General features: G+C 65.4%; 15 protein-coding genes. 6 read left to right on the forward strand and 9 right to left on the reverse strand.

Going from position 1 to position 15,590, the window contains the following annotated elements:
• The first annotated feature begins 87 nt into the window (after positions 1-87).
• Positions 88-783, forward strand: coding sequence for a hemolysin III family protein (locus I6F37_RS14715; RefSeq protein WP_225151755.1), 696 nt, complete (start codon positions 88-90; stop codon positions 781-783).
• Positions 784-827: 44 nt separating this feature from the next.
• Positions 828-1,622, forward strand: coding sequence for an SDR family oxidoreductase (locus I6F37_RS14720; RefSeq protein ID WP_225151757.1), 795 nt, complete (start codon positions 828-830; stop codon positions 1,620-1,622).
• A gap of 163 nt (positions 1,623-1,785) precedes the next feature.
• Here I6F37_RS14720 and I6F37_RS14725 read toward each other — a convergent pair whose 3' ends face one another.
• Positions 1,786-2,244, reverse strand: coding sequence for a MarR family winged helix-turn-helix transcriptional regulator (locus I6F37_RS14725; protein ID WP_225151759.1), 459 nt, complete (start codon positions 2,242-2,244; stop codon positions 1,786-1,788).
• Positions 2,245-2,319: 75 nt separating this feature from the next.
• Here I6F37_RS14725 and I6F37_RS14730 point away from each other — a divergent pair, with 75 nt between their 5' ends.
• Complete coding sequence (locus tag I6F37_RS14730) at positions 2,320-3,096, forward strand: SDR family NAD(P)-dependent oxidoreductase (protein WP_225151761.1); 777 nt, start codon at positions 2,320-2,322, stop codon at positions 3,094-3,096.
• A 96-nt stretch (positions 3,097-3,192) separates the two neighbouring features.
• Here the strand turns inward: I6F37_RS14730 and mdlC are convergent, their stop codons facing one another.
• From mdlC to I6F37_RS14750, 4 genes are all read right to left on the reverse strand, one after another.
• Positions 3,193-4,815 (reverse strand): benzoylformate decarboxylase, encoded by a 1,623-nt coding sequence (gene mdlC / locus I6F37_RS14735; protein ID WP_225151763.1) that lies wholly within the window; start codon positions 4,813-4,815, stop codon positions 3,193-3,195.
• 148 nt (positions 4,816-4,963) lie between these two features.
• Positions 4,964-5,815 carry a MaoC family dehydratase N-terminal domain-containing protein gene (locus tag I6F37_RS14740; RefSeq protein ID WP_074447725.1) on the reverse strand — a complete coding sequence of 284 codons (852 nt, stop codon included), beginning with the start codon at positions 5,813-5,815 and terminating at the stop codon, positions 4,964-4,966.
• Between the two features lie 15 nt (positions 5,816-5,830).
• Entirely contained in the window at positions 5,831-6,931 is a 1,101-nt protein-coding gene (locus I6F37_RS14745; protein ID WP_036028624.1) for a CaiB/BaiF CoA-transferase family protein, read from the reverse strand.
• A 10-nt stretch (positions 6,932-6,941) separates the two neighbouring features.
• The gene (locus I6F37_RS14750) at positions 6,942-8,111 is read right to left on the reverse strand and encodes an acyl-CoA dehydrogenase family protein (RefSeq protein WP_036028627.1); all 1,170 of its coding nucleotides are present in this window, start codon (positions 8,109-8,111) and stop codon (positions 6,942-6,944) included.
• A gap of 126 nt (positions 8,112-8,237) precedes the next feature.
• Here I6F37_RS14750 and I6F37_RS14755 point away from each other — a divergent pair, with 126 nt between their 5' ends.
• On the forward strand, positions 8,238-9,158 hold the full coding sequence (locus tag I6F37_RS14755) for a LysR substrate-binding domain-containing protein (RefSeq protein WP_109145224.1): 921 nt from the start codon (positions 8,238-8,240) through the stop codon (positions 9,156-9,158).
• Positions 9,159-9,387: 229 nt separating this feature from the next.
• Here I6F37_RS14755 and I6F37_RS14760 read toward each other — a convergent pair whose 3' ends face one another.
• Both I6F37_RS14760 and I6F37_RS14765 read right to left on the reverse strand, forming a co-directional pair.
• A complete protein-coding gene (locus tag I6F37_RS14760; protein WP_225151765.1) occupies positions 9,388-10,662 on the reverse strand; it encodes a cytochrome P450 in 1,275 nt (424 codons plus the stop codon).
• Positions 10,663-10,686: 24 nt separating this feature from the next.
• Positions 10,687-11,952 (reverse strand): cytochrome P450, encoded by a 1,266-nt coding sequence (locus I6F37_RS14765; protein WP_225151767.1) that lies wholly within the window; start codon positions 11,950-11,952, stop codon positions 10,687-10,689.
• A gap of 309 nt (positions 11,953-12,261) precedes the next feature.
• On the opposite strand from I6F37_RS14765, the gene I6F37_RS14770 reads away from it, so the two are divergent.
• Both I6F37_RS14770 and I6F37_RS14775 read left to right on the forward strand, forming a co-directional pair.
• Positions 12,262-13,407, forward strand: coding sequence for a DUF898 domain-containing protein (locus I6F37_RS14770; RefSeq protein WP_225127147.1), 1,146 nt, complete (start codon positions 12,262-12,264; stop codon positions 13,405-13,407).
• A gap of 3 nt (positions 13,408-13,410) precedes the next feature.
• Positions 13,411-14,520 carry a M48 family metallopeptidase gene (locus I6F37_RS14775; RefSeq protein ID WP_225151769.1) on the forward strand — a complete coding sequence of 370 codons (1,110 nt, stop codon included), beginning with the start codon at positions 13,411-13,413 and terminating at the stop codon, positions 14,518-14,520.
• An 18-nt stretch (positions 14,521-14,538) separates the two neighbouring features.
• Here the strand turns inward: I6F37_RS14775 and I6F37_RS14780 are convergent, their stop codons facing one another.
• Entirely contained in the window at positions 14,539-14,751 is a 213-nt protein-coding gene (locus I6F37_RS14780; RefSeq protein ID WP_225151770.1) for a hypothetical protein, read from the reverse strand.
• Positions 14,752-14,818: 67 nt separating this feature from the next.
• Positions 14,819-15,448: a uracil phosphoribosyltransferase gene (gene upp, locus I6F37_RS14785; protein WP_225151772.1), complete on the reverse strand. Its 630-nt coding sequence runs from the start codon at positions 15,446-15,448 to the stop codon at positions 14,819-14,821.
• Between the last annotated feature and the right edge of the window lie 142 nt (positions 15,449-15,590).

Here is a 15,590-nt window from a genome sequence, read left to right on the forward strand (position 1 = left end):
CTTTCTCGGCAAATCAGCCGTTTGAACGACCCGCCGGTCCTGAAACACCCATCTAGAGGGCATTGCCTCGAGCCTTTGCGGATTGCCATGACCGTCTTCCAGTTGAAGCAGCTTGCATCCTCTTCCGTCCACGCCGCAGCCGACGCGATCGGCTGGGACTACGATCGCGCCGAGCTGATCGCCGACGGCATCGTCCACGGGATCGGCGTGCTCGCGGGCATCATTGCCGCGACGGTGCTGGTGGTGCTGACCGCGGTCTATGCCGACCCCACCGACATCGTCGGCGTCTCCGTCTATGTCGCCGGCCTGCTCTCGATGCTGGTGCTGTCGGCGACCTATAATCTCTGGCCGGTCTCGCCGGCCAAATGGCTGCTGCGCCGCTTCGACCATTCCGCGATCTATCTCTTGATCGCCGCGACCTACACGCCGTTCATCCTGGAGCTGAAGGACAGCGTGTTCGCGTTGGTGCTGCTGGCCGGCGTCTGGTGCGTCGCAATCCTCGGCATCGTGCTGAAGCTGCTCTATCCCGGCCGGTTCGACCGCGTCTCGGTCGGCATCTATCTCGCGATGGGCTGGAGCGGCATGATGCTCTACGATGCCGTGGTCAGGGCGTTGCCCACGCTGGTGCTGGGCTTCATTCTTGCCGGCGGCCTGCTCTACAGCTTCGGCGTGATCTTCCACGCCTGGCGGCGGCTGCGCTTTCAGAATGCGATCTGGCACGGCTTTGTCTTGGCCGGCGCGGCATGTCATTATACCGCGGTGCTCGACCTCGTGTTGAGCTGAGAAGTTTCCGCGAAGCGGTATAAGAAGACGAGAGGAGACGTCGCATGCAGGTGACCGGCAAGGTCGTGGTCGTCACGGGCGGCGCAAACGGCATCGGCAAGGCGCTGTGCGAGGCCTTTCACAGTGCGGGTGCGGCCAAGGTCGTGGTCGCGGACATGGACGCCGCCAATGCGCGAGCGGTCGCGGCCATGGTCGATGGCGCCGCGTTCAAATGCGACGTCGCGCAGGAAAAGGACATCGTCCACGTCATCGAGGAGACCGAGCGGCAGTTCGGCCCGATCGCGATGTTCTGTTCCAACGCCGGCATCGGCGGCGGCTTCGACCCGATGTCGGAGAATGCCGGCGGCGCTTCCGACGAGCCGTGGCAGCGCAGCTGGGCGATCCACGTCATGGCGCATGTCTATGCGGCGCGGCATCTCGTCCCCCGCATGAAGGCGCGCGGCGGCGGCTATTTCCTCAACACCATCTCGGCCGCCGGCCTGTTGTCGCAGGTCGGCAGCCCGGCCTATTCGACGACGAAGCACGCTGCGGTCGGTTTTGCCGAGAATCTCGCGATCTCGCACAAGGCCCACAACATCAAGGTCTCGATCCTGTGTCCGCAGGGTGTCGACACCAACATGCTGCGCTCGATTCCCAAGGGCCCGCAATCCGGCGACGGCGACCTGACGCCCGAGCAAGTGGCGAAAGATGTGCTCGCCGGCCTCGAGCAGGAGACGTTCCTGATCCTGCCGCACCCGCAAGTGCTCGGCTACATGCGCAAGAAGACCGAGAATTACGACCGCTGGATCGGCGGCATGGCCAAGATCCAGGCGAAGATGCGGGAGGAGTTCGGGAAGTGACCGTTAGGTGCTCCCACGCTAGACACTGTCATGCCCCGCGGAGGCGGGGCATCCAGTATGCCGGCCCTGTCGGCTCAACCACAACCGTCTCAGAGTACTGGATCGCCCGCCTTCGCGGGCGATGACACCGAGCGTGTAGAAGCAGCTTCAGCAACCTCGCGCATCACACCACCGCCACCGTCTCCCCCACCCGGCTCGCGCGCAGCGCCTGCGCATAGAGCATCATGCCCTCGCACACCGTGCGCTGCTCGGCCGGCGTCAGCGCCGCCAGCGCGCCGCGGACCTGCTGCCGGCCGAACGCGTGGAGGGCCTCCAGCGTGCGCCGGCCCTTTGCCGTCAGCGACAGCAGCTTGCTGCGCGCATCCGCCTCGTCCGGCGTCTCCTTGAGCTCGCCGCAATCGATCAGCTTGCGCACCAGACGGCTGACGCTGGATTTCTCCAGCCGCAGGAAATCGCCGAGCTCGCCCGACGTCATGGGGCCACGAATGCCGATCTCCAGGATGGTGTGGACCGCCGAGGGCGGATAGCCCGAGGCCGCCAGCGTGGCGTCCATGAAGCCGAGTTCGCGCACCATCAGGCGCGAGGCGGCGCGGATGTCGTCGATCAGCGAAAGCTCGGCCATGGCTTGACTCGCCCATATAGTTGTATCATACAACTATATGGGCGCAACGGCGCGCGCAAGTGTTTGGAGTGGACCATGAGCGAAGCCTTGCCGACCGGTCAGCGGATGAGCGGCAAGGTCTGCCTGATCACGGGCGGCGGCAGCGGCATCGGGCGCGCAACGGCGCTGAGGATGGCGGCCGAAGGGGCGGAAGCGATCGTCGTCGCCGGCCGGCGCGAGGCCGAGATCGAGGCCACCGCCGCCGCGTGCCGCGAGCTCGGCACGGAGGCGATCGCGCTTCAGACCGACATCACGAAGAAAGACGAGGTCGCGCGCCTCGTCGGCACAGCCGTCGGGCGCTGCGGCCGGCTCGACGTTGCCTTCAACAATGCCGGCTTCCAGGAGCGCCGCGCGCTCCTGGGGGAGCAGGGCACGGAGATCTACGACAGCGTGTTCGACACCAATGTCCGCGCGCTGTTCCTCTGCCTGCGCCATCAATTGCCGGCGATGCTGGCGCAGGGGCGCGGCAGCATCGTCGTCAACACCTCCGTCAGCGGGGTGCGCAATCCCAATCCAGGCTTTTCGCTCTACTCGGCCTCAAAGGCCGCCGCGATCTCGCTGACGCGCTCGGCGGCGATGGAGAACGCGCCGCGCGGCATTCGCATCAATGCCATCGCGCCCGGCCGCGTCGTCACAGACATGATGCTGCGCGCCGGCGTCGGCGATGTGGCGACGGTCAGCGCAGGCCTGCCGCTGCGGCGGATGGGCAGCCCGGAGGAGGTCGCCGAGGCCGTGGTGTGGCTGTCATCGGACGCCTCGTCCTATGTCGTCGGGCATGTGCTGGCGGCGGACGGGGGATTTTTGGCGTCGTGATGTCGTAGCCTGGATGGAGCGCAGCGCAATCCAGGGCCGACTCGCCTGTGGCAGGATTCCCGGATTACGCTGCGCTCCATCCGGGCTACGACACGGTCAATGCTTCTGCCCGTACAGCACAGGCACTGCGGAATCCACGACGACCTCAACGAGGCTCGTGCCCGCATACGCCATGCCGCGCTTCAGCGCTTCGCCCAGCTCCGCAGCCTTCGTCACCCGCACCGCACGGCAGCCCATGCCCTCGGCAAGCCGGACGAAATCGATCCCCGGCAGCTCCAGCCCCGGCACGTTGCGCACCTGCATGACCTGGCTGAACGAGCGCATCGCGCCGTAGCCGGAATTGTTGATGACCACGACGGTGAGCGGCAGCTTGCGCTGCACGGCGGTCCAGAGCGCCTGGATCGAATACATCGCCGAGCCGTCGCCGATCAGGCACACCGTGCGCTGCTTCGGCTTGCCGAGCGCCATACCGACGGCGGCGGGCAGAGAATAGCCGAGGCCGCCGCTCGCCATGGTGTAGAAACTGTCCTGGCCGCGCATCGGCAGGAATTTTTGCATTGCCGGCCGGTGCGAGGGCACTTCCTCGACAAGTGATGCGTCATCCGGCATCGCCCGCGACAGCGAATGCAGCAGGAATTCGACCGGCAGCGGATCGGCGGGCTGCGGCGCCGGCGGCAGCGTGCGGCCTTTTGGCGCCGCGCGCTTGCTCTCCGGCAGCAGGTCGAGCAGCAGGCTCAGCGCCGGCTCCATCGTCGCGATGATGCTGGTGCCTGATGGCGTCACCGCGGCGGCATCCGCGTCATCCGTGATCTGGAAGATGGTCGCGCCGCGGTCGAAGATCGCGGCATGGCCCTCGACATGGAAGGTGAACACCGGCGCGCCGATGACGATGACGACATCGTGCTCGCGCAGCGCGTCGGACAGTTGCGCCGGCGAGGCATGCAGAAAGCCCGCGAATTGCGGATGCCGCTCGGGGAACGAGCAGCGTGCCGAGAACGGGCTAACCCAGACGCTCGCCTTGGCCTTCTCGGCAACGCGCACCATCAGCTCCACCGCACCGGCGCGATCGATTCCGGGGCCAACGACGAGCGCAGGGTGTTTGCTTGAGGCGAGCGCCGCAACCAGCGCCTTCATCGGCTCCAGCTCAGGGCCGATCTCGCGGCTCACTTTCCGCGCCTCGACCGGCGCGCAGGCATGGGCCCAGTCGTCAATCGGGATCGACACGAAGGTCGGCCCGCACGGCGGCTGCATCGCGGTGTAATAGGCCCGAGCGATCGCGGCGGGCACGTCCTCCGGCCTTGCCGGCTCGACGCTGTATTTCACATAAGGTCGCGGAAACTCGGAGGCGCGCTCGGCATAGAGAAACGCCTGCAAGGGCAGGATCGAGCGCGCCTGTTGGCCTGCGGTGATCACTAGCGGGGTCTGGTTGCGATGCGCGGTGTAGATGTTGCCGAGCGCGTTGCCGACGCCGGCCGCCGAATGCAGGTTGACGAAGCCGGCATTGCGCGTCGCCTGCGCATAACCATCGGCCATGCCGACGGCGGAAGCCTCCTGCAGCGCCAGCACGTAGTCGATATCGTCGGGCCAGTCGCTCAGGAACGGCAGTTCGGTCGAACCAGGGTTGCCGAACACCCTGTCGATGCCGAAGGCGCGCAGAAGGTTGAGCGTCGCCTGCTTCACGGTGACGGGCTTGCTGCCGGTCTTGCCGTTCCTGGCCATGGTTTCCGTCCCCGTGTTGTTGATTGAGGGTAGCAGCCTCACCCCGTCATTGCGAGGAGCGAAGCGACGAAGCAATCCAGATTATCTCCGCGGAGGGATTCTGGATTGCTTCGCTACGCTCGCAATGACGGGAAGAAACAGTGGTGGCTCACCACACCGCCGTGCCCTTCATCGTCGGCTGCCCCTCCGCGTTCGCGGTCCACAGCTCCATGCCCGCCTCAGTCTCGTTGGCGTTGACCGAGAACTCCGTGCCTTCGAATAGCGGCTGCACGCCGCGATACGAAAACTTCTTCGGCGCCTTGCCGCCACGAAGCTTGGCCGCCATCTCGACGATCAGCGCTGCCTGTAGTGGACCGTGGAAGATCAGGCCCGGATAGCCCTCGACCTCAGTGACGTAGTCGCGGTCGTAATGGATGCGGTGGCCGTTGAAGGTCAGCGCGGAGTAGCGGAACAGCAGCACGGGATCGGACACATGCGTTTCGCGATGCTGCGCCTGCGGCGGCGGAGGCGACGCCTTGCCGCCAGCCGGCGCGCCGCCGGTCATCTCGCGATAGACGATGTCCTGCCGCTCGCGGATCGCCGTGCCCCTCGGCGAGGAGATGCTATGCTCGACCGAGACGAAGCACAGCGTGCCGGTCGATCCTGATTTCACCTGCACGTCGGCAATGCGCGAAGTCCGCGTCGATTCATCGCCGACGCGCAAGGGCTGCAAGAACTCGATCTCGCCGCCGGCCCACATCCGGCGCGGCAGCGGCACCGGCGGCAGGAAGCCGCCGCGGGTCGGGTGGCCGTCGGGCCCGAGCATCGACATCGGGAACACCGGCTGCGCCAGGCACCAATGCACCGTGAACGGCGCAGCATCGCCCGTCTTGGGCTCGCCGACCTCCTGGAACAATGTCGCGCGCAGGCCCTTCACAAGCTGCGCGGTGACGATGTCGGTGGCCTCCTGGCTGCGGCCGATCCATTGCCTGAGATGATCGATATCGAGCTTCTCGGTCATGACGCCTCGCTCTCTTTATTTGGACTGGGGACGCTCGCCGATCGCGGGCACGGCGCCGTAGCTGCGCGTCTCGCCGACGATGATCGGCGCCGGCGCGGGATAGCTGACGCGGCCGTTCGGCGTGTCGACCTCGATACGACGCAGATGCGGATGGTTGGCGAGGTCGGCCATGGTGTTGACCTCGGCGAATGCGATGTCCGCGTCCGACAGCCGCTTCAACAGCTCGTCGCGCGTCATCCTGCCGAAGATGTCGGCCACCGTCGCGTCGGTGAAGTCGCGGTTGCGCACGCGCTCGACCATGTTGGCGACGCGGGGATCGGCCGGCAGGTCCGGCTGATCCAGCACCTTCGCGCACAGCGTCTTCCACTCGCGTTCGCTCTGGATCGAGATCAGGATGTCCTTGCCGTCCTTGGAGGTGAACACGCCGTAAGGCGCGATCGAGGGATGGCGCAGGCCCATGCGCTTGGGCGGATTGCCGGCTTCGGCGTTGAGCAGCGGCACGGTGCACCAGTCCGCCATCACGTCGAACATGGAGATGCGGATGTCGGCGCCCTTGCCGGTGCGCCCGCGCGCGATCAGTGCCTCCAGGATTGCGGCATGCGCGGTGGCGCCGGTCGCGACGTCCACGATCGACATGCCGACGCGCGAGGCGCCGTCGGGATTGCCGGTGATCGAGGCGAGGCCGCTCTCGGCCTGGATCAGCAGATCATAGGCCTTGCGATGAGCATAGGGACCTTCGTCACCATAGCCGGTGATGGTGCACGAGATCAGCTTGGGATAGTCCTTCAAGAGCCGCTCGCGCGAGAAGCCGAGCTTGTCCATCGAGCCGGGTTTCAGGTTCTGGATCAGCACGTCGGCACTCGCGATCAGCTTCTCCAGCTCGGCGCGGCCTTCCTTCGTGGTGAGATCGACCACCGCCGATTGCTTGCCGCGATTGAGCCAGACGAAATAGCTGCTCTGGCCCTTGGCCGCAGCGTCATAGCCGCGGGCGAAATCGCCTTCGGGCCGCTCGATCTTGATTACCTCCGCGCCGGCATCCGCCAGGCGCGAGGAGCAGAACGGCGCCGCCACCGCCTGCTCGACCGCAATCACCCTGATCCCGTCAAGTGCTCCCATGGCTGCGGCCTCAGTACGAGCGCGGCATGCCGAGCACGTGCTCGGCGACGAAGGACAGCACGAGGTTGGTCGAGATCGGCGCCACCTGGTAGAGCCGCGTCTCGCGGAACTTGCGCTCGACGTCGTATTCCTCGGCAAAGCCGAACCCGCCATGGGTCTGGATGCAGGCGTTCGCCGCTTCCCAGGACGCATCCGCCGCCAGCATCTTGGCCATGTTGGCCTCCGCGCCGCAATCGAGCCCGGCCTCGTATTTGCGCGTGGCTTCCTTCACCATCAGCTCGGCCGCGCGCATCGAGGCGTAGGCTTTTGCGATCGGAAACTGGATGCCTTGATTCTGGCCGATCGGCCGGCCGAACACGGCGCGCTCCTTGGCGTAGTTCGTCGCCTTCGCGATGAACCACTTGGCGTCGCCGACGCATTCGGCCGCGATCAGGATGCGCTCGGCATTCATGCCGGAGAGGATGTAGCGAAAGCCCTTGCCTTCCTCGCCGATCAGGTTCTCCGCCGGCACCCTCATGTCGGTGAAGAACACTTCGGTGGTGGCGTGGTTCATCATGGTGCGGATCGGGCGGATCTCGAGGCCGTTGTTCTTGGCCTCGCGCATGTCGACGATGAACACCGACAGGCCGTCGGTGCGCTTCTTGACCTGGTCCTTCGGGGTGGTGCGCGCCAGCAGCACCATCAGATCGGAATGCTCGGCGCGGCTGGTCCAGATCTTCTGGCCGTTGACGATGTAGCTGTCGTTGCCGTCCTTGCGCGCGAACGTCTTCAGCGAGGAGGTGTCGGTGCCGCTGGTCGGCTCGGTGACGCCGAACGCCTGCAGGCGCAACTCGCCGCTCGCGATTTTCGGCAGGTATTTTGCCTTCTGCTCGGCATTGCCGTGCCTGAGCACCGTGCCCATCGTGTACATCTGGGCATGGCAGCCGCCGCCGTTGCAGCCCGCGCGCTGGATCTCTTCCAGGATCGCCGCGGCCGCCGACAGCTTCAGGCCCGCGCCGCCATATTCCTCGGGGATCAGCACCGAGAGATAGCCGGCCTCGGTCAGCGCATCGACGAACGCCTTGGGGTAGGCCATCTCGCGGTCGAGCTTGCGCCAATATTCGCCGGGGAACTGCGCGCAGAGCTTGGCTACGGCCTCGCGGATGTCGGCGTAATCTTCGGCGTGGTGTTCTTGACTCATGGCGTTTCCAATTCTCAGCGGCAGTTAAAGATAACGCCGGCCAACCCACGGGCGTTGTGAAAACAATGCCCGCCCCCTATGCTCATTTGTTATAGCGTATGAAGTAGCCTTCCAGGATTGGCAAGCATGGATTTCCGGCAACTCAGGACCTTCAGTTGCGTGGCGGAGCTCGGCAGCCTGTCCAAGGCCTCCGACACCTTGCGCGTGGCGCAGCCGGCGCTCTCCAGGCAGATCAAGCTCCTGGAACACGAGCTGCGCACCGAACTCTTCACGCGCAACGGCCGCGGCATGGTGCTGACCGAGGCCGGCCGCCTGCTGCTCGCACGCACCTCCGGCATCGTGCGGCAGATCGACCAGATCCGCGACGACATCCAGTCGGCCAAGGGGCCGCCGTCCGGCCAGGTCGTGCTCGGCCTGGTTCCGACCGTGAGCTGCGTGCTGTCGGCGCGCTTTGCACGGCGCTGTGTCGAAAAATTTCCCGGCATCTCGCTGCGCATCGTCGAGAGCTACAGCGGGCATCTGGTCGAATGGCTGCATCGCGGCGAGATGGATCTCGCCATCCTCTACGGCCGCTCGGCCGACCTGCATCTCAACGTGCAGAGCCTGGGGCGCGACAACATCGTCGCGGTAGGTCCGCGCGGCTGCGGCTTGGCGCGCAAGAAGAGCGTCGACATCGGCTGGCTGCTGCGGCAACGCCTGGTGCTGCCCTCTCATTCCCACGGCCTCCGCGCGCTGATCGAGCACGCCGCGGCCCAGCGCAAGATCAAGCTCGACGTCCAACTGGAGGCGGATTCGTTTCGCGTGCTGACGAGCCTGGTCGAGGAGGGCCTCGGCTTCGCGCTGCTGCCGCCGTCCTCGGTCCACGGCGAGGTCGCGGACGGGCGGCTGGAAACCGCCCCCGTATCCAAGCCGATGACGCGCGAGCTCATCTTTGCCTCTCCAATCGACCGCCCGGCCTCGACGGCCTCGCTCGCCATCACCGCGCTGCTGCGCGAGGAAGTCGCCGCCTGCCGCAAGGAAAGCGTGTGGGACATCCGGCTGAGTTAGATGGCGTGTCGTAGAACAGCCGCGCGCGGTCGTGCCTTCGCATCTGGCGCGAGCTGTCATGCCGGAATTTTATAGCTGGGGAGTGCCGTGCCTGCCGGTGCGGGCGTGACGAGCAGGTGTGTCCAGGACCCCGTCATGCGAGCGCAGCGAAGCAATCCAGAAATCCCTCCGCGGTGACAGTCTGGATTGCTTCGTCGCTTCGCTCCTCGCAATGACGGTAGGAGAGAGCTCAGCCCGGAATCCGCACCGGCAGCGTCTCATATCCCTTGATGAAGCTCGAATAGATCCGCTTGGGCTCGCCGACCACCTCGATGCGGTCGAAGCGCTTCAGCATCTCCTCCCAGACGATCTTGAGCTGCAGCTCGGCGAGGCGCATGCCGACGCAGCGGTGGATGCCGAAGCCGAAGGAGAGGTGCGTGCGCGGGCGGGGGCGGTCGATGATGAACTCGTTCGGCTTGTCGAACATCTCCTCGTCGCGATTGCCGGAGACGTACCACATCACGACCCGGTCGCCCTTCCTGATGTGCTTGCCGCCGATCTCGGTATCGGCAAGCGCGGTGCGACGCATATGCGCCAGCGGCGTCTGCCAGCGGATCACCTCCGGCACCATGGAATCGATCAGCTCCGGATTGGCGCGCAGCTTGTCGTATTGCTCCGGGTTCTCGTTCAGCGCCAGCACCGAGCCGGTCATGGTGTTGCGCGTGGTGTCGTTGCCGCCGACGATGAGCAGGATGATGTTGCCCATGAGGTTGTCGGGGTCCATGTGGCGCGTGGCCTCGTTGTGGGCCATCAGCGACAACAGGTCGTTGCGCGGCGCGGAGTTGACACGCTCGTTCCAGAGCTTGGACATGTAGGCGTAGCACTCGTCCATCTCGCGGCGGCGCTCTTCGGCGCTGGCGACGATGCCGCTCTTGGGCAGCGCGGTGGAAACGTCGGACCAGCGCGTCAACTTGCGCCGCTCCTCCCAGGGGAAGTCGAACAGGGTCGCCAGCATCTGCGTGGTCAGCTCGATGGAGACGCGCTCGACGAAGTTGAACGTCTCGTTGCGCGGCAGATTGTCCAGCACGGTCTGCGAGCGCTGGCGGATCAGCTTTGCCAGCTCGTCCAGATGCTGAGGGGTGAACATCGGCGACACCGTCTTGCGCTGCGCCGAATGCCGGGGCTGATCCATCGCGATGAAGCTCGGATAGTCGTAGCCTTCCGGCACGTCGCGGATCGAGATGCCGCCGAGCTTGGAGTCCGAGGAGAAGATGCCGTGATTGGTGTCGACATGCATGATGTCGTTGTACTTCACCACCGACCAGTACGGCTCGATCGGCGCGTTGGTGCAGTAATGCACCGGCTCTTCGTTGCGCAGCCGCTCGAACCAGGGCCACAGCGTGTTGTCCTGGAACAGCCGGGGCGCGCCGGGGTGGAATTGCGACAACGGCGTCGCATAGGCCTCCTCGCGCGCCTTCCGCATGCGTTCGGCCTTGTCCACTTTAACCGGCGCTTGGATGTTCATGATCGTGGCTCCGTTGCGTTCGACTCACGCAGCAATCTTCACCGGCAGCGTTTCGATACCCTTTACAAAACTCGAATAGACCCGGGTGGGTTCGCCGAGCACATCAATATGGTCGAACCGCTTGAGAATTTCCTCCCAAATAATCTTGAGCTGGAGCTCGGCGAGCCGCAGGCCGACGCAGCGATGGATGCCGAAGCCGAAGGAGAGGTGCGTACGCGGGCGGGCGCGGTCGATGATGAACTCGTAGGGCCTGTCGATCACGTCCTCGTCGCGGTTACCCGAGACGTACCACATCACGACCTTGTCACCCTTCTTGATCTGCTTGCCGCGGAACTCGAAATCGGACAGCGCCGTGCGGCGCATATGTGCGAGCGGCGTCTGCCAGCGGATCACCTCCGGCACGAAACTGTCGAGCAGGTCAGGGTTCTCGCGCAGCTTGCGATATTGCTCCGGATGCTGGCTCAGCGCGAGAAGCGAGCCCGACATGGTGTTGCGCGTGGTGTCGTTGCCGCCGACGATCAGGAGGATAAGATTGCCGAGGAAGTTCTTCGCATCCATGTCGCGCGTAGCAGTGCCATGCGCCATCATCGACAATAGGTCGCTCTTCGGCGGCTGTTCGATGCGCTCCTTCCACAGCCTCGAGAAATAGGCCGCGCATTCGGCGAGTTCGGCCATCCGCTCGTCCTCGGTGGCGACGAGACCGTCCGGGCCGGGAATCGTGGTGGCGACGTCGGACCAGCGCGTCAGCTTGCGGCGATCCTCCCAGGGGAAGTCGAACAGCACCGCCAGCATCTGCGTGGTGAGCTCGATCGAGACGCGATCGACCCAGTCGAACACCTCGCCGCGGGGAAGGTTGTCCAGGCACTCGGCCGAGCGCTTGCGGATGTTGATGGCGAGATTGTCCAGATGCGTCGGCGTGAACATCGGCGCCACGGTCTTGCGCTGGGCGGCATGGCGCGGCGGGTCCATCGAAATGAAGCTCTCACGGCGTAGATCCGGATCGATGTCGCGGATGGTGATGCCGCCGAGCGCGGAGGCCGAGGAGAACACCGCATGGTTGGTCTCGATCTCCATGATGTCGTTGTAGCGCGTCACCGACCAGTACGGCCCGAACATCGAGTCCTTGCAGTAATGCACGGGATCCTCGCGGCGCAGCCGATCGAAATAGGGCCAGAACGTATCGGTCCTGAACAATTCGGGGTCGCCGGGATCGAACTGCTCCAGCGTCAGCGACATCGCGCGCTCGCGCAAGTCGTCGAGCTTGGCCGCGCTTTCGATGGTCCCATGCATGACCGTTCTCCCTGAATATGAACCGCGCGTCGTTGAATTCTGCGCTGCGGTATTTGATTTGCAATTACAGCCGGTTGTCTGCGCCGGGGCAAGGGAGAGTTTTGCCACATCCAGCCTTCACGAGCGCGTTGCACGATCGTCACGACGCCACGAGAACGTGACCTCCCGCACGCCGAACGACAGAGAATCGTGCGAGAAACCCGCTGGAATCGAGCTAAATCGAACCCGCTCATCTTGGGGATCGACTAACCTCTGATCTATAGTTTGGCCGGAACAGATCCGCATCCCGAGGTTGCCGCCGTGAACGACATGCAATGGACCCCGATCGGGTCCGAACCCTTGCCCCCGCCGCTGCCGGCGACGCGGGTCGATTTCTCCGGCAGCCGCTCCGAGTTCCGCAAAATGGTCACCAAGGGTGCCATGCTCGAGCTCGTGACCTTCGGCTTCTACCGGTTTTGGCTCGTCACCGACATCCGCCGTCATCTGTGGACGCACACCGCGATCGATGGCGATGCGGCCGAATACACCGGACGGGCCAAGGAGCTCCTGGTCGGCTTCCTGTTCGCGCTCGCGATCCTGGTGCCGATCTATCTCGCCTATTTTCTCATTGGCATCGAGTTCGAGCGCTGGCAGGCCTTTGCCTCGACGCCGCTATTCATCGCCTTCTACGCCTTCGGCCAGTTCGCGATTTTTCGCGCGCGGCGCTACCGCCTGACCCGCACGGTCTGGCGCGGCGTCCGCTTCTGGATGGACGGCTCCGGCTGGGCTTACGCGTTTCGCGCCATGCTATGGGGCTTGCTGGTGCTCCTGACGCTCGGTCTCGCGCTGCCCTGGCGCGCGGCGGCGCTCGAACGCTATAAGATGCGGCACACCCATTACGGCGATCTCCGCGGCGATTTCGACGCCGACGGCTGGACCTTCTTCAAGCGCGGCTGGTGGCTCTGGCTGCTCAGCCCGATCGCGCTCCTCATCTTCCCGCTCGCACCGTTCTTCTACGCCGAGTTCAAGGCGCGCGAATGGCGCTGGTGGCTCGACGGCATCCGCATCGGTGGCGTCAGCCTGTCCTCGGAATTGCCTCATGATGCCTTCTACGGCCTGTATTGGAAAGTGATCGGCTGGTGGATGCTGCTCACGGTCGCGTTCGCAGCCTATATGGGCGGCAGCGCCTTCCTGGTCGTCTCGCTCACCGGCGTTTCCGCCGAGGAGATCTTCGCCGGCGACAATGCGACGAAGAGCATCCCGATGGTGGCGATGATGGTGATCGGCTATTTCGCGCTCGCTCTTGCCATCAACATCGTCATGCGGGTCTATCTTCAACGCGATCTTTGGGCCAAGGTGCTGGAGACCGTCGAGGTGCACAACATCTGGGCCGCGGCGGACGTGCGCGGCAGCGGTCAGCTTGCCGGCGCGCTCGGCGAAGGCTTTGCCGACGGACTCGATGTCGCGGGATTCTGAGCTGTGAGTGACGTGTTTGCCGAGACCCCGGCGCAGTCGGAGAGGCCGACCATCTTCTTCGACGGCGTGTCGAGCCGCAGACGGCAGGTGACGCTGACGCTCAGTGATGCGCTCGAGATCGCCGAGGACGGCGCAACGCCTGTTCGCTGGGCCTATGCCGACGTTCGCCGCGCCGACAGTCCCCCCGGAATCCTGCGCCTGGCTGCGACGTCCGCACCGCCTCTGGCGCGGCTGGAGATCCGCGATGCCGTGCTCGCCGCGGACGTAGCCGCGCGCTGCACGCGCCTCGACGAGCACCGGACGACGCGCAGCGGCGTCGCGAAAATCGTGGGCTGGTCGGTTGCCGCCGCCGTCTCCATCGTCTGCGTCGTCCTGTTCGGCGTGCCGCTCGCCGCCGACCGACTCGCGCCGCTGGTGCCGAAATCCGTGGAACGGCGCATCGGCGATGCCGCCGAAGTGCAGATGAAGACCATCTTCGGCCGCGGCGTGTGCGAAGACCCCGCGGGCAAGGCCGCGTTCACTAAGCTCGTCAACCGCCTGCGCGATGCGGCCGGCCTCGACGACACAATGACGGCCGGCGTGCTGCCGAGCTCGATACCGAATGCCTTCGCGCTGCCCGGCGGCAAGGTGTTCGTGCTGAAGGGCCTGCTCGACAAGGCCGAAAGTCCCGACGAGCTCGCCGGCATCCTCGCCCACGAGCTCGGCCATCTCAAGCATTACGACAACATGCGCGGCCTGATCTACAACGGCGGCACCTCGTTCCTGATCGGCCTCTTGTTCGGCGACATCACCGGCTCCTCGGCCGTGATCTTCGCCTCGCGCAGCCTGGTCGAAGCGTCCTATTCGCGCGAAGCCGAGACCGGCGCCGACACTTTCGCGATCGAGATCATGCATGCGCTCGGCCGGTCGCCGAAGCCCGCGGCCCAGCTGATGTTCCGCATCACCGGCAAAGAGGGCGGCTCCGGCCTGACGAATATCCTCGCCAGCCATCCGCTGACCGAGGACCGCCTCGCGCGCATGACGAAGGAGGACCGGCCCGCCAGCGGCCCGGCGCTGCTGACCGACAAGGAGTGGCAGGCACTGAAGGGCATTTGCGGCAGCGGGAAGGTGTGACGGCCCGCTCCTAGCGCATCACTTCCCCGGCGCAGCAGGTGGATTCGATCCGGTAGTGACGTTCGGCGCCGTGTTCGGGTTCGAGGTCGTGGTCTGGGGACCGAACTCGCGACCATTGTAGAAGAAGACGGCCGCGACCACGGCGATCACGAAGATCGCGCCGACCGCCCAGCCCACCGGGCTGTTGCGGCGCGCACGGTCAGTCCTGGGGTCATCATTCTGATAGGTCATCGTGCTCTCCCTGTTGGTGCAGGAGAACCTCGCGCGGTGGAAGCTGTTCCTAAAACGCGCCCAGCACTTACCGCGTTCCGTAGGCGCGGTCGCCGGCATCGCCGAGGCCCGGCAGGATGAACCCGTTGTCGTCGAGCCCTTCGTCCACCGCCGCCGTCCAGATCGGCACGTCCGGGTGGAATCCGCGCAGCCGTTCGAGCCCCTCCGGGGCGGCGATCAGGCAGGCGAGGCGGATGTCCCTGGCGCCGCGCTCCTTCAGCCGGTCGATGGCGGCGACGGCGGTGTTGGCGGTGGCGACCACCGGCGTCACCACGATGGCGAGGCGCTCGCTGAGGTCAGACGGCGATTTGAAGAAATACTCCACCGCGGCAAAGCTGTGCGGCTCGCGGTAGAGCCCGATATGGGCGACGCGCGCGGTCGGCACCAGATCCATCATGCCGTCGACGAAGGTGGTGCCGGCGCGCAGCATCGGCACGAATACCAGCTTCTTGCCGGCGATCTTGGCCGAGTGCATCGTCGCCAGCGGCGTCTCGATCACGGTGTCGGTGAGCGGCAGGTCGCGCGTCACCTCATAGCACAGCAACATGCCGATCTCCTTGATCAGCTCGCGGAACGACTTGGTCGAGATGGACTTGTCCCGCACCAGCGTCAGCTTGTGCTGCACCAGCGGATGATCGACGATCGTGACGCCTTCCATGATGAGATGCTCTTGCTTTTCCCTTCTCCCCTTGTGGGAGAAGGTGGCGCGAAGCGCCGGATGAGGGGTATCTCTCCGCGAACTCCAACTGAGAGATGTGCCCGCGGCGACAACCCCTCACCCGGCTTCGCTTCGCGAAGCC

The organism is Bradyrhizobium sp. NBAIM08 (genome assembly GCF_020193935.1).
Lineage (GTDB): Bacteria > Pseudomonadota > Alphaproteobacteria > Rhizobiales > Xanthobacteraceae > Bradyrhizobium > Bradyrhizobium yuanmingense.

Bases quoted from the DNA above. Each gene is read 5' to 3' on its own strand.
- upp (WP_225151772.1), bottom strand. From the start codon at position 15,448: ATGGAAGGCGTCACGATCGTCGATCATCCGCTGGTGCAGCACAAGCTG.
- I6F37_RS14780 (WP_225151770.1), bottom strand. From the start codon at position 14,751: ATGACCTATCAGAATGATGACCCCAGGACTGACCGTGCGCGCCGCAAC.
- I6F37_RS14715 (WP_225151755.1), top strand. From the start codon at position 88: ATGACCGTCTTCCAGTTGAAGCAGCTTGCATCCTCTTCCGTCCACGCC.
- I6F37_RS14725 (WP_225151759.1), bottom strand. From the start codon at position 2,244: ATGGCCGAGCTTTCGCTGATCGACGACATCCGCGCCGCCTCGCGCCTG.
- I6F37_RS14740 (WP_074447725.1), bottom strand. From the start codon at position 5,815: ATGACCGAGAAGCTCGATATCGATCATCTCAGGCAATGGATCGGCCGC.
- I6F37_RS14765 (WP_225151767.1), bottom strand. From the start codon at position 11,952: ATGCATGGGACCATCGAAAGCGCGGCCAAGCTCGACGACTTGCGCGAG.
- I6F37_RS14755 (WP_109145224.1), top strand. From the start codon at position 8,238: ATGGATTTCCGGCAACTCAGGACCTTCAGTTGCGTGGCGGAGCTCGGC.
- I6F37_RS14770 (WP_225127147.1), top strand. From the start codon at position 12,262: ATGCAATGGACCCCGATCGGGTCCGAACCCTTGCCCCCGCCGCTGCCG.
- I6F37_RS14720 (WP_225151757.1), top strand. From the start codon at position 828: ATGCAGGTGACCGGCAAGGTCGTGGTCGTCACGGGCGGCGCAAACGGC.
- I6F37_RS14745 (WP_036028624.1), bottom strand. From the start codon at position 6,931: ATGGGAGCACTTGACGGGATCAGGGTGATTGCGGTCGAGCAGGCGGTG.
- I6F37_RS14730 (WP_225151761.1), top strand. From the start codon at position 2,320: ATGAGCGAAGCCTTGCCGACCGGTCAGCGGATGAGCGGCAAGGTCTGC.
- I6F37_RS14750 (WP_036028627.1), bottom strand. From the start codon at position 8,111: ATGAGTCAAGAACACCACGCCGAAGATTACGCCGACATCCGCGAGGCC.
- I6F37_RS14760 (WP_225151765.1), bottom strand. From the start codon at position 10,662: ATGAACATCCAAGCGCCGGTTAAAGTGGACAAGGCCGAACGCATGCGG.
- mdlC (WP_225151763.1), bottom strand. From the start codon at position 4,815: ATGGCCAGGAACGGCAAGACCGGCAGCAAGCCCGTCACCGTGAAGCAG.